A 12,689-nucleotide genomic window follows, 5' to 3' on the forward strand; every position below is an offset into this window, starting at 1 on the left:
CCTTGCCATTCGGGAATCCGTCCATGCCTGCTTCCATCACTCTTTCCGATCTTTCCTGGTCCACGCCTGACGGCAGACCGCTTTTCTCACATCTGAACCTCAGCTTCGGGCCTGAACGCGTAGGCCTTGTCGGCCGCAACGGCGTCGGCAAGACGACGCTTCTGAAGTTGATCAGCGCGGAACTCTCACCCTTATCCGGCACGGTTTCCGTGTCCGGCACGCTCGATGTACTGCGCCAGAGCGTGCAGGTCGGGCCGGATGAAACGATCGCAGATCTCTTCGGCGCACGTGATGCGCTTGACCTGCTTGCCCGCGCCGAAAGAGGGGAGGCGACGGCCGACGAACTCTCCTCCGCCGACTGGATGCTCGAAGCTCGCATGGCGGAAGCTCTGGCGCGCGCCAACCTCGATGCCGATGCGGAAACGCCGCTCGCAACGCTGTCGGGTGGTCAGCGCACGCGTGCCGGGCTGGCAGCGCTGATCTTCGCCGAGCCGGATTTCCTGATCCTCGATGAACCGACCAACAATCTCGACCGTGACGGACGGCGGGCGGTGATCGACCTTCTCGCTGGTTGGCGCAGTGGCGCGATCATTGTCAGTCATGATCGAGAATTGCTCGATACCGTCGATGCGATCGTCGAGATGACGACACTTGGGGCGACGCGTTATGGCGGCAACTGGAGCCGTTATCGGGAGCGCAAGGCGTTGGAATTGGCCGCTGTGGAGCACGATCTCGCCGATGCCGAGAAGCGGGTGGCGGAGGTCAACCGGACGGCACAGGAGACAGTCGAGCGCAAGGCTCGCCGCGACAGCGTTGGAAAGAAGAAGGCAGCGCGGGGCGACATGCCGCGCATTGTAGCCGGCGGGCTGAAACGGCAGGCGGAGAACACCAGTGGCGAGAATGCTCGGCTTGCCGAACGGCGCAGAACACAGGCGATGGAAGAAGCCGCTGCCGCGCGTGAAAAGATCGAGATCCTGCAGCCGCTTTCCGTGAGGCTGCCGCCGACAGGCCTGCCGGCGAGCAGGGTCGTGCTGAGGATCGACAACGTCACGGCCGGTTATGCGCCGGAAAACCCGGTGTTGCGCGATCTTTCTTTCGAGATCACCGGACCGGAGCGGATCGCGGTCACCGGGCCGAATGGGTCGGGCAAGACGACGCTGCTCTCGCTCGTGACTGGCGCGTTGCAGCCCTTCGAAGGATCGGTGCGGGTGATGGTGAAGACCGCCATGCTGGACCAGAGCGTGAGCTTGCTCGACTCGGCTCAGTCGATTCGCGACAATTTCAAACGCCTTAATCCACAGGCAGACGAGAATGCCTGCCGCGCAGCGCTGGCGCGCTTCATGTTCCGCGCCGATGCTGCCTTGCAGATCGTTGGTACGCTGTCGGGCGGGCAGATGTTGCGCGCAGGCCTTGCCTGCGTGCTCGGCGGGCCGGAACCGCCGTCGCTCCTGATCCTCGACGAACCGACCAACCATCTCGACATCGATTCGATTGCTGCGGTTGAAGCCGGATTGCGCGCCTATGACGGCGCGCTTCTGGTCGTCAGCCACGACGAGGTGTTTCTCAGCGAAATCGGCATCACCCGCCGGCTGGAGCTCGGGCTCAGGAGCCCTGAGAGCCCGTCAGCGCCTCGGTCGTCACCAGGTTGACGCCAGCCTCGGCGAACTGCGCATTGTAACGGTTGATGATTGCCGGTGCGGTCTCGTCCGGCTGGTCCAGCGTGCTGTGAGCATCCGAAACGACGGTGACTTTCAGCCCGTTGGACATCGCGCCCTTGACCGTCGCTGCAACACAGAAATCCGTTTGCGCACCGAGAAGCACGACCTCCGGTGCATCTTGCGCTTCGATCCACTTGCCGAGTTCCGGGTTGCTGAAAGCATCGCCGACCTTCTTGGAGAAGGTCGGTTCGTCCTCGGCCTGGCCGAGCGCCGGAGAGACCGGCCAACCCGGCTCTCCCGGCGCAAGCGGATCGCCTTCCGGCCCGTCGTGGCGGATGAAGGCTATCTTGCGGCCTTCCCGCCGCGCCCAGTCGATCACTTTTCGCGCATGCTCGGTCAGGCGATCGGCATCGTGTACCGGTGGCTCGACGAGGCCGTCGAACATGCCGGCCTGCAGGTCGATAACGAGGACGGGGGCACCGTTGGCGGGCTTTTCGTGAACCATGACGGACTCCTGTACGTAGGCGATTGACGATACCCATTAATGCGCGTGGACGCGAGCCTGTTCAATACGTCCCGGCTGCTCGGCGGACGTTCTATCTGAGCAAGCTCTGGCCACCGTCGACAAAGATCGGCGTGCCTGTCACGTGTCGGGACCGGTCCGAGGCCAAAAAGAGAATGACATCAGCAACATCCTCGCTCTGACCCGCCTTTCCGCCGGTAATCGGGATATCGCCTTTGGGGAACTTCACCGGCACGGCCGTGTCCTTCTCCTTTCGCACCGTCGTGTTGTCGTTGATGTTCGTCTCGATTGCGCCGGGACAAACGGCATTGACGCGGATTCCGTGCTTGCCGAGTTCCAATGCGAGCTGCTGGACGATTGCGACTTGCGCCGCCTTGGTCGCCACATAGGCCGTCGCGCCCGGGGTATTGAAAGTGCGGTTGCCATTGATGGAGGAGACAACCACGATCGAGCCGCCTCGTTTCTTCAGGTGCGGAACGGCGGCGTGGAAGGTGAGATAGGTGCCGCGCAGGTTGACGGCGATGGTTTTATCCCATTCTTCCGGCTTGAGGTCGTCGATCGGCGCCCAGACGCCGTTGATGCCGGCGTTTGCCACCACGATGTCCAGACGGCCGAACGTTTCCGCAAGCCGGTCAATCGCTTCACGCATCCGTTTCTCGTCCGAGACGTCCGCCTCCAGTGGCAATGCCTCACCGCCGGCTTTCCTGATCTTGTCGGCCGTTTTCTCGATCTCGTCTTTCGTGCGGCCGAGCACGCCGACCTTTGCGCCCTCGCCCGCAAGCTTCAGGGCAGCCGCCCTGCCGATGCCCGAACCAGCGCCCGTTACCAGAGCTACCCGAGATTTGAGTTCCATAGGTCCATCCTGCATTCGAACGGCATTCCGCACTGCGAAGACGAACGATGGGAAACGCTCAAGGTTCCGGGGCTCAGGCAGGATATTCCGCGTTCAGGATACGCAGGCCCTCGGCAAATTTCGAACCATCGCCATCCATCTGGCGCATCTGGGCAAGATTGTCCGTAAGATCGGCGCGCTTCACCGACCGTGCGAGCGGATTCCTGATAGAACGGCGAACGAAGTCGAAATAGTCCTCGCCATCACGCTTGCTCATCGCATCGACGGCCTCGATGACCAATTCCGGAAAACCCTCTTCACGCAGTCGGGCGAAGGTCCAGCCAGGGCCTTTTTCAACCACATCGTGCAGCCAGGCGACCAGTTTCTCATCTTCGCCCGCCACGCTTTCGGCCACGCGCCGCACATGCTCGATGAACGGTCCGCCGGTCTTCGACGATTGACCTCGATGTGCCTCCGTAGCGATCGCGATCGCCTTTTCGAGCAAATCCATCTTCGCCATGACAAGATTCTCCTTGGCGTTTCGGCGGCACTTTATACCCGCCGCATGTCAGGGCAATGCGTCAATTCGGTCTTCCTCGAACTGCTTGACGGGGAGCGGCGGAAGCCAGTTCTCGCGCCGCTTGACCCAGAGCTCGTAAGTGGGTTCGAGATCGGTCGGCGCCATGTCCAGCGAGCCGACACGAATCTCCATTTCCTCTCCATCACTGCTTTCGTTGAAGACGCGCGAGCCGCATTCGGGGCAGAACCCGCGCCCCTGGAAATATCTGACTTCGCCTGTGCTCTCGAACGCATGCGGCGGCCAGATTCCGAATGTAGCGAAGCTAGAGCCGCTCTCCTTGCGACAATCCATACAGTGGCAGAGCCCGATCCTGAGCGGCGCACCCTTCACGCTGTATTTGACTCTGCCGCACAGGCAACCCCCGGACCGGATGATCATGAGCTTTCCTCCATATTTTCCGAAAAGGACAGGTAGGGCGAGAGGAGGCGGCTGCCAAGTCACCGCAGGTAACCGAGATAATGGATGGTGCAATAGGTGCCATCCAGCCACCAGCTGCCATCTTGATGGCTAGATCTGCCTAGCCTAAATTGTCAAAAGAAGGAGTTTGACATGGCCGAACCCCAGCTTTCCGTCCGCAGCGCCAAAGCGCGTGAGCTTGCTCACCGGCTTGCCCGTCGGGAGAGACGCTCTATCGCGGATATCGTCGAAAGAGCATTGGAGGCCTACGAAATGCGAGAGGCTGGCCGTGAACCCGTATCCGCGTTCTATTCCAGAGTTACTTCCATTTACGGCACGGACATTGATCTTGAAGAGGCAATTCGGGAAAATCGACAGCCTCACAAGGGCCTGGATCTGTGATCTTCCTCGGTACCAATGTCATTTCCGAAACCCTGAAGAAAGAGCCGGATCGCAACGTGATAGCATGGCTGGTGCATCATGATGCGGAGATCGCGCTGCCCACCGTCACGATCGCCGAGATCGCGTCAAGACAGATTATCGCCATGCGTACTTTTCTCGCTTCCGCCTTAATCGCCGCCACAATTTTCTGGCCGTCACTCGCGCCGGCAGCCGAAGGTGATTTTCTGAGGATGCTCGCGGGAAGCTGGAGCGGCCGAGGCACGGTGCTGACGCGCATCGGAGCCCGTCCGATCAACATTACGTGCAATCTGGCGATTGAGGCCGTGACCACCGCTCTGTCCATGCAGGGAAACTGCCGCGGCCTGTTGGTCGTCCGGCGTAACATCTCGGCCAATCTCCAGGCATCCGATCGTGGCTATCGCGGCACCTATGTCGGGCCTTCAGGCCAACCTTCGACGCTTGCAGGCAACCGGCGGGGCAATGCGATCAATCTTGGTGTCCGCTGGGCACGGGTGACGAACGGCGACCGCGCCGCCAACATGACCATCGAGAGGATAGGCAATGACCGTCTTCGTCTTCAGACGGTCGACAACGATCCGGCGAGCGGCAAGTCTGTGGTGACGAGCCGCATCGATCTCAGCCGGTGAGGTAGGAGAGGATTATCCAACCTGGCCGAGCTTGCCGGGGTTCATGATGCCCTTCGGGTCGATTGCCGCCTTGATGGCGTTCATCATGTCGACCGCATCGCCGTGCTCGCGGCGGAGATATTTCAGCTTGGAGATACCGATGCCGTGCTCGCCGCTGAACGTGCCCCCCATGTCGATGGCGCGTTGGTACAGCCGTTGCGCGAGCCTTTCGGCTTCGGCGAGCTCCTCCGGGATTTCCGGCTTGATGAGGTAACCGACATGGAAATTGCCGTCGCCCACATGGCCGATGATCTTGCCCATCACGAAGGAATTGTCGATGTCTTCGCGCGCGGCGAGCACGGCGTCCGCCAGCCTGGAGATCGGTACGCAGACGTCGGTCGTGTAGGCCTTGCAGCCGGGTCTCAGCGTCTGGTTGGAATAGATCGTCTCGTGGCGCGCCTTCCACAGCCGCTCGCGGTCCTCGGTGCGGGTCGACCACTGGAAATCGGACCCGCCGAGATCGCCAGCGATCTCGGCCACGGTATTGGACTGCTCATCCACCCAGCGCGGGCTGCCGTGGAATTCGAGGAAGAGGGTCGGCGCCACCTTGAGCGTCAGCCCGGCATGGCGGTTCGCCGCCTCGACGGCGACTTCGTCAAGGAATTCGATGCGGGCGACCGGAATGCCGCTCTGGATCGTTGCGACGACGGTTTCCACGGCGCCGCGCATCGTCTCGAAAGTGCAGACGGCGGACGCGATGGTCTCCGGGATGGGGTGTAGTTTCACCGTCACCTCGGTGATGACGCCGAGCGTGCCCTCCGCGCCGACGAAGAGTTTCGTCAGGTCATAGCCCGTCGAGGACTTTTTCGTCCGCCGGCCGGTGGTGATGATCTTGCCCTGCGGGGTGACGACGCGGAGCGCCAGCACGTTCTCCCGCATCGTGCCGTAACGCACTGCGGTGGTGCCGGAAGCACGCGTTGAGGCCATGCCGCCGAGCGAGGCGTCGGCGCCGGGATCGATCGGGAAGAACAGGCCGGTATCGCGGAGATGAGCGTTCAACTGCTTGCGGGTGACACCCGCCTGCACCTGCGCGTCGAAATCCTCATGGTTGACCGCTACGATCTGGTTCATGCGGGTGAGGTCCAGCGAAATCCCGCCATTGAGCGGGATCGTATGGCCTTCCATCGAGGAACCGGCCGCAAACGGCGTGACTGGAATGCCCGCTTCGAAACAGGCCGAGACGACACGCGCCACCTCGTCCTCGTTCTCGGCATAGACCACGGCATCCGGCAGCCGTGTCGGCTGGCGGGACATGTCATGGCCGTGGTGCTCGCGCACCGCCTCGGCGGTAGAAAGCCGCTCGCCGAAATGCAGCTTCAGCGCGTCGAGCGTGGATTGCAGGTCGCTCATTTCTTCTCACCCGTCAGCATACGGTGGTAACGCGAGCGGGCGATTTCCTGCGTGGTGATGAATTCGAGCAGGACCGGCACGCCCTTCTGCGTCTGTTCGATGCCGCGCCGGATCGCCGGGATGATCTCGGCCGGATCGGTGACGCGCTCGCCATAGCCGCCAAGGGCGCGGGCGAAGGCGGCGTAATCGCCGGAAATGTCGGTCGAGCGGTATTTCTCCGTCGAGACCTTCATGATCGGCAGTTCCATGGCCATGGAGAAGTTGTTGAGCAGGATCGACAGGATCGGGATGCGTTCGCGCACCGCCGTCTCGAAATCCATGCCCGTGAAGCCGATCGCCGCGTCGCCCCAGACGTTGATGCAGAGCTTGTCGGGATGCATGAGCTTGGCGCCCATGGCCAGCCCCAGCCCGTAACCGAGCTGGGTGGACTTGCCCCAGCCGATATAGGTGAGCGGCTTCACCGACTTCCAGAAGGGTGAAAGCTGGTCGCGCGGGCTGCCGGCGTCATGCGTGATGATCGTGTTCTCGATATCGACCGTGTGCTGCAGGTCCCAGAGGACGCGGTAGGGGGAGAGGGGCTTGCTCTGCGAGGTGAGCTTCGGCATCCACTCCGAAAGCCACTCTTCCTGCACCTTGGCGATTTCGGCGGCGACATCCTTGCTGTCGCGCTGGGCCGTGTCGCGGGCCTTGATCTCGGCCAGAACCGCATCGAGCGTCAGCGCCGCATCGCCGATCAGCGCAACCTTAGCCTCGATGTCCTTGTTGACATGGTCCGGATCGAGGGTGGCGTGGATCACCGTCTTGTCGAGCGGCATCTGCACGCCGAAGGCGGTTTCGGTGAACGAGCAGCCGATGCCGAAGATGAGGTCGGACGTGTCGAGGAAATGCCGGAGCGTCTTGGAGATCGCAGCACCGCCGGCACCGACCGAAAGGGGATGGGTTTCTGGAAACGCGCTCTTGCCTTCGAGGCTGGTCGAGACCGGGATCGCCAGCAGTTCGGCAAGCTCCTTCAGCTGCGGCCAGGCCTCGGCATAATGGACGCCCTGGCCGGCATAAAGAACCGGTCGCCCGGCGGCGAGCAGCAGGTCGACGGCTTCCTTCACCGCCGCCGGATCAGGCCCGTAGCGGGTGGCGAGGACCGGCCGATAATTCAGCGGTTCCGGCACTTCGTGCTGCCACATATCGTTGGGGATCTCGATCAAAACGGGTCCGCCGCGGCCGTTGCGAAGTTTTGAGAAAGCGCGACGAAAAATGTTGGGAATTTCTTCCGCGAGCGTGATCGGCTCGGCCGACTTGGTGATATCGCGCATCGAGCGGGTGGCGTTATAGTTCGGGTCCACATGCGCGATGCGGCGCTCGTAGCCCATCGGCAGAACGAGGATCGGAACCGATTCCGAATAGGCCTGGGCGATGCCGCCATAGGCGTTTTCCGTGCCCGGGCCGAGTTGCATGGCGAAGACGCCGATCGTCTTGCCGGAACTCAGGCGTGACATGGCGTCGGCCATGTGCAGGCCGTGACGCTCCTGGCGCACGATGATCGGGCGGATATCCGCCATCGCGACGTGTTCGAGAACGTGGTTCACCGGATAACCGCAGACGATCTCGATCCCCTCGCGCTTCAAGATTTCGGCAATGGCGTCTGCGACTTTCATGGGTTTCCCCTCCCGGGAACGGATTAGCTACGAAGTTTGAAATTGTCTGCGGTCCAGGCGCCGGGATGGCGCACCGGAGCGCGGCGGGCCTCGTCGGAACTCAAGAGCCCGTTCTGGCCGAGCGCGATGCGGTATTCCTCGATGAAGGCCTGCGCCATATGGGTGGCGCCGCGGTCGCCGAGGGCGGAGAGCCCCAGCATGAAGGCGCGGCCTGCAAAGCAGGATTGCGCCCCGCAGGCCAGCGCCCGCAGCATGTCGACGCCGGAAACGACGCCGCTGTCGAACAACACTGTGCCGCGGGTGCCGACGGTACGGGCGATCTCCGGCAGCACGTCGATCGTCGCGGGCGCGGCGTCGAACTGCCGACCGCCATGGTTGGAGACGACGACGCCGTTCAGGCCCAGTTTCAGCGCCTTTTCCGCATCGGCCGGATGCATGACGCCCTTGACCATCATCGGCCCGGGCCAGCGGTCGCGGAGGCGGGCGATCTCACTCCAGGGGAAACCGCCGCCGATATGTTTCTGCACGAAGCCTGCCGTCGAGCCGTGATCCGTGCCGCCGGCGAACTTACTCATGTTGGCGAAGGTGGGCATGCCGTTGCGGCGGACCGCATCAAGCCAGAGCGGCGCCATCGCCGCCCGCATCATCGTCTTCGGCGTCAGCCGGAAGGGCATGACGAGGCCGTTCCTCAGATCGCGCGGGCGCTTGGCGCGCACCGGCACATCCAGAGTGGCGACAAGAACCTTCGCGCCAGCCACACGGGCGCGTTCGGCCATTTCGAAACTGTATCGATGATTGTCCGGAGCCATCGGGTAGAGCTGGAACCAGGTGACGTCGGACGCCCATTCCACCACCTGCTCGATCGTCGAGCAGGCGAGCGTGCCGACCATATAGGGGATGTTATGGGCCTGGGCGGCCTTTGCGAAACGCTCGGTTGCTCCCGGCCACATCATGCCATCGAGGCCGATCGGCGAAATGCCGATCGGTGCGGCGTAGTGATATCCGAAGAGTTCGACTGACGTATCGACCTTGGTGACGTCGATGCCGTAGCGCGGCACGACCTCGACCGCCTTCAGCGCCGAACGGTTGCGGTTCAGCCCCGTCTCGTCTCCGGCGCCGCCCTGCAGGAACTCGTAGGCGAAACGCGGAATACGCCATTTCGCCCGCTTCTCGAGATCGCTGACCATCGGATAACGCCGGCGGAGCTCCGCCAGCGTCTTTGCGTCGTCTCCGGTTCCTCCCCCCATCGCCGACGCCTTCTCAGTAGGAGACCATGACTTCGAGCATGGCCTGCCGGCCGCTCTTGGTCGCCGCAAGTGCCCGCTGCAGCGCTGCCGGCAGGTCCGTGCCAGTCTCGACGCGTTCCGCATGGGCGCCATGGGCGCGGGCGACGGCGGCGTAGTCCGGTGCCGGGTCGAGCGCGGTGATCGGCATGGTGTTGGCGGTCGCAGCGCTGCCGTCCGGATACATGTAGAGCGTCGAGCGGCGCACGGCGTTCCAGATACCGTTGTTGAAGACGATCGTCAGCAGCGGCAGCTTCAGCGCGGTTGCCGTCTGGTGGCAAGCGACCGGGTTGGCGAACATGTAGGAACCGTCACCCACTGTCGCGATCACCTGCCGGCTGCGGTCACCGAGCTGGGCGCCGAGCGCTGCGGTCAGACCAAAGCCGAGACCGCCGGAAAGCGGCGTCGAGAAGAACGAATTCGGATGCTTGAACTCCACGACCGACGGGTCGATGCCAAGCTCGTTCACGATGGTCGTCTTCTCGTCCATAATGGCGGAGACGCAAGCGCTCACATAGGCTGGCGTCATCGGCGAACCATTGCCGATCGCGGCGCGCTTGGCGGCCGCTTCGACCTGGGTTGCCTTTACCTTGGCCCATTTCTCGCGACGCTCGGAGAAGGTTTCAGATGTCGGCACGCGCTGTTCAAGAGCGGCGGCAAGGGCCGCGATCGTCTTGTTGATGCCGCCGGCGAGTGCGATGTCGATCGGGAAGCTGCGGATCGGCACGCGGCCATGCTGCGGATCCGGGCCGATAGCGATGATCTTGGCGCCTTCGGCCGGAGCGGTATGGTCGGAGATCCACGGAACGGCGGCGTTGATGACGACGACCACGTCGGCTTCCTTCAGCACCTGCGTCGAGTCGCGGCCCACCATCATCGGATGATCGGAGGGCAACGCCAGGCGGGTCGCCCACATTTCGACGGTCGGCAGGGCGTACTTGGCGATGAAGCTTGCGAGCGGCTCGAAATCGGAAGCAAGCTCCGGGCTCTGGGTAATGACGAGCGGGTTCTTCGCCTTGGCGAGCAGGTCCGCCGCCTGGGCGATCAGATCGGGGTCGGCCGGACCGAAGGTCGTCGGGGTGACCGTTGAACGGTGACTGGTCTCGATCTCGGTGCCTTCAGCCAGTGCCTCGCGCGGAAGGCTGAGATAAACGGGCCCGCGCGGCTCGCTCATGGCGACGCTCATGGCGCGGTCGATGACGATTCCCGCCTGTTCCGGATAACGCAGCTCGTAATCCCACTTGACCGCTTCGCGCACCATGCCGGCCTGGTCGAACATCTCCTGACCCCAGTGGATTGGCGAGGAGCGCGAGCCGAAGCGGCCATGTTCGGTGATCGGCGTGCGGCCGGAGAACATCATGATCGGCACGTTCTCCGACCGGGCGTTGATCAGGCCCATGACGGAGTTGGCAAGCCCGACATTGACGTGGACGATGACGCCTGCCGGCTTGCCGGTCATCAGGTAGTAGCCGTGCGCCATGCCCACGGCGACACCCTCATGCGGGATGACCAGTGGCTCGGGCATCTCCAGCCCCGTCTCCGACTGGCGGGCAAAGGCCTCGATGATCGATGGGAAATCGGTCCCGCCGTTGGCGAAAAGCACGTCGATGCCGGCAGCCTTCATATGGGTCAGCACGGCTTCGGCGGCAAAAGGGCCGGTGGGTTTTACATGTTTCATGGCAGTCTCCTCCTGAAAACTCTTGATCTGAAAATCCGCCGGCTCAAGTGATGCTGATCGTCTTCGTGACCATGTAAGCCTCTACCCCTTCGATGCCGACCTCGGAGCCGTGACCGCTGTATTTGACGCCGCCGAAGGGCGTCTCCGGCATGGAGATGTTGAAGGAGTTGATGCCTACCATGCCGGCTTCCAGACTGTCGGAGAGCCGGGCAATGGTCTTGTGCGAATTGGTGAACCCGTAGGCCGCAAGGCCGTAGGGAAGCTTGTTGGCCTTGGCGATGGCGTCGTCGAAGTCGGAGAAACGGTTGAGAACCGCGACCGGGCCGAACGGCTCCTCGCTCATGATGCGGGCCTCATCCGGCACGTCGGCGAGCACGGTCGGGGCGTAGAAGAAACCTTCGTTGTTGACACGGTGGCCGCCGGCCAAGAGTTTTGCGCCCTTCGAGGTCGCATCCTGCACCAGCGCCTCGATCGAATCGCGGCGGCGGGCATGCACCAGAGGCCCCATATTGCTCGAAGGGTCGAGACCGTCGCCGATCTTCAGCTTCGAGGCCTTGTCCGCGAAACCGGCACAGAAGGCCTCATAGGACTTGTCCTGGATGTAGAAGCGAGTCGGCGAGACGCAGACCTGGCCGCTGTTGCGGTATTTCCGCTGCACGGACATTTCGAGAGCGGCCGCCTGATCGGCATCGTCGAAGACGAGCACCGGCGCATGGCCGCCGAGTTCCATCGTGGTCCGCTTGAGGCTTTCCGAAGCAAGCCGGATGAGGTGCTGGCCGACCGGCACGGAACCGGTGAAGGAGATCTTGCGGATGACCGGCGAGGCAAGCAGGTGACGCGAGATGAAATCCGGCACACCGTAGACAACGGCGATGACGCCCGCCGGCACGCCCGCATCGATCAGGCACTGGGCGACGGCCGCTGCCGCTGCCGGAGCTTCTTCGCCCGGCTTGTAGATCATCGTGCAGCCGGCGGCCAGCGCCGAGCCCATCTTGCGGGCGGCGTTGCCGACCGGGAAATTCCAGGCGGAAAAGCCGGCGGTCGGGCCGACCGGCTCCTTGACCACCTGGAAGCGGGTCTCGCCGAGACGGCCCGGAATGACGCGGCCGTAGGTGCGACGGCCCTCCTCGGCGAACCACTCCATCTCCTCGCATGCGAAATGGGTTTCCAGCCGCGCCTCGGCGATCGGTTTGCCCATTTCAAGGGTCGCGAGGCGGGCGATGTCTTCCTGCCGGTCGTGCATCAGGTGGGCGGCGCGCTTCAGGATGCGGCCGCGCTCGCGCGGGCTCGTGGCGCGCCACAGCGGAAAGGCCCGGTTCGCCGCTTCCAGCGCCCGGTCGAGGTCTTCGGCCGTGGCATGCGGCACGGTGCCGATCGCCTTCTCGGTGGCCGGATTGACGACGGGCTGCGTCTTGCGATCGCCGTTCTCCAGCCAGACGCCGTCGATCAGCAGGCGCGGGGATTTATACACCTCGAAAGAGGGGGGAGAACTGGTCGCGATGTTCATGGTCGTTCCTCCGGCTTCAATAGAAGGGTGCGTTCGCCATTCGTCAATTGCAGGCGTGACGCCGCAGTTCGCCGCCTCCTGCTTTCAGGGGATAAAGCAGGGAGCCTGATATTGTCAATTCCGGCATTTCGCCACGCCCTGG

General features: G+C 63.2%; 12 protein-coding genes and 1 pseudogene. 4 read left to right on the forward strand and 9 right to left on the reverse strand.

What is annotated here, in order from left to right; all coding sequences use genetic code 11:
- Window positions 1-23: 23 nt before the first annotated feature.
- Entirely contained in the window at window positions 24-1,649 is a 1,626-nt protein-coding gene (locus QEO92_RS27240; RefSeq protein WP_227705332.1) for an ABC-F family ATP-binding cassette domain-containing protein, read from the forward strand.
- On the opposite strand, the gene QEO92_RS27245 is transcribed toward QEO92_RS27240, so the two are convergent.
- The 4 genes from QEO92_RS27245 to QEO92_RS27260 all read right to left on the reverse strand — a co-directional run bounded on the left by QEO92_RS27245 (window position 1,603) and on the right by QEO92_RS27260 (window position 3,971).
- Window positions 1,603-2,163 carry an isochorismatase family protein gene (locus QEO92_RS27245; RefSeq protein WP_227705333.1) on the reverse strand — a complete coding sequence of 187 codons (561 nt, stop codon included), beginning with the start codon at window positions 2,161-2,163 and terminating at the stop codon, window positions 1,603-1,605. The two genes, QEO92_RS27240 and QEO92_RS27245, sit on opposite strands and share 47 nt — an antisense overlap.
- 91 nt (window positions 2,164-2,254) lie before the next feature.
- Window positions 2,255-3,034, reverse strand: coding sequence for an SDR family oxidoreductase (locus QEO92_RS27250; RefSeq protein WP_227705334.1), 780 nt, complete (start codon window positions 3,032-3,034; stop codon window positions 2,255-2,257).
- 73 nt (window positions 3,035-3,107) lie between these two features.
- Window positions 3,108-3,533, reverse strand: a complete 426-nt coding sequence (locus QEO92_RS27255; RefSeq protein ID WP_320443062.1) for a metal-dependent phosphohydrolase — start codon at window positions 3,531-3,533, stop codon at window positions 3,108-3,110.
- A 48-nt stretch (window positions 3,534-3,581) separates the two neighbouring features.
- Window positions 3,582-3,971: a GFA family protein gene (locus QEO92_RS27260; protein ID WP_037145651.1), complete on the reverse strand. Its 390-nt coding sequence runs from the start codon at window positions 3,969-3,971 to the stop codon at window positions 3,582-3,584.
- A 171-nt stretch (window positions 3,972-4,142) separates the two neighbouring features.
- On the opposite strand from QEO92_RS27260, the gene QEO92_RS27265 reads away from it, so the two are divergent.
- From QEO92_RS27265 to QEO92_RS33280, 3 genes and pseudogenes are all read left to right on the forward strand, one after another.
- Window positions 4,143-4,391 carry a type II toxin-antitoxin system VapB family antitoxin gene (locus QEO92_RS27265; RefSeq protein ID WP_037145653.1) on the forward strand — a complete coding sequence of 83 codons (249 nt, stop codon included), beginning with the start codon at window positions 4,143-4,145 and terminating at the stop codon, window positions 4,389-4,391.
- A pseudogene (locus QEO92_RS33160) lies at window positions 4,388-4,516 on the forward strand (type II toxin-antitoxin system VapC family toxin); the annotation flags it as partial. The gene QEO92_RS27265 and the pseudogene QEO92_RS33160, both read left to right, overlap by 4 nt.
- An 18-nt stretch (window positions 4,517-4,534) precedes the next feature.
- Window positions 4,535-5,038 carry a hypothetical protein gene (locus QEO92_RS33280; protein WP_037145655.1) on the forward strand — a complete coding sequence of 168 codons (504 nt, stop codon included), beginning with the start codon at window positions 4,535-4,537 and terminating at the stop codon, window positions 5,036-5,038.
- A 12-nt stretch (window positions 5,039-5,050) separates the two neighbouring features.
- On the opposite strand, the gene QEO92_RS27275 is transcribed toward QEO92_RS33280, so the two are convergent.
- The 5 genes from QEO92_RS27275 to QEO92_RS27295 are packed head-to-tail and all read right to left on the reverse strand — an operon-like array spanning window position 5,051 to window position 12,547.
- Window positions 5,051-6,427 carry an FAD-binding oxidoreductase gene (locus tag QEO92_RS27275; RefSeq protein WP_227705335.1) on the reverse strand — a complete coding sequence of 459 codons (1,377 nt, stop codon included), beginning with the start codon at window positions 6,425-6,427 and terminating at the stop codon, window positions 5,051-5,053.
- A complete protein-coding gene (locus tag QEO92_RS27280) occupies window positions 6,424-8,079 on the reverse strand; it encodes a thiamine pyrophosphate-requiring protein (protein ID WP_227705336.1) in 1,656 nt (551 codons plus the stop codon). The genes QEO92_RS27275 and QEO92_RS27280 overlap by 4 nt, the downstream gene beginning before the upstream one ends.
- 23 nt (window positions 8,080-8,102) lie before the next feature.
- Window positions 8,103-9,326: an alpha-hydroxy acid oxidase gene (locus QEO92_RS27285; RefSeq protein ID WP_227705337.1), complete on the reverse strand. Its 1,224-nt coding sequence runs from the start codon at window positions 9,324-9,326 to the stop codon at window positions 8,103-8,105.
- 13 nt (window positions 9,327-9,339) lie between these two features.
- Entirely contained in the window at window positions 9,340-11,040 is a 1,701-nt protein-coding gene (locus QEO92_RS27290) for a thiamine pyrophosphate-requiring protein (protein WP_227705338.1), read from the reverse strand.
- A 43-nt stretch (window positions 11,041-11,083) separates the two neighbouring features.
- Window positions 11,084-12,547, reverse strand: coding sequence for an NAD-dependent succinate-semialdehyde dehydrogenase (locus QEO92_RS27295; RefSeq protein ID WP_227705339.1), 1,464 nt, complete (start codon window positions 12,545-12,547; stop codon window positions 11,084-11,086).
- Window positions 12,548-12,689 lie beyond the last annotated feature (142 nt).

The sequence above is a fragment of the Neorhizobium petrolearium genome, from assembly GCF_029854435.1.
Lineage (GTDB): Bacteria > Pseudomonadota > Alphaproteobacteria > Rhizobiales > Rhizobiaceae > Neorhizobium > Neorhizobium petrolearium.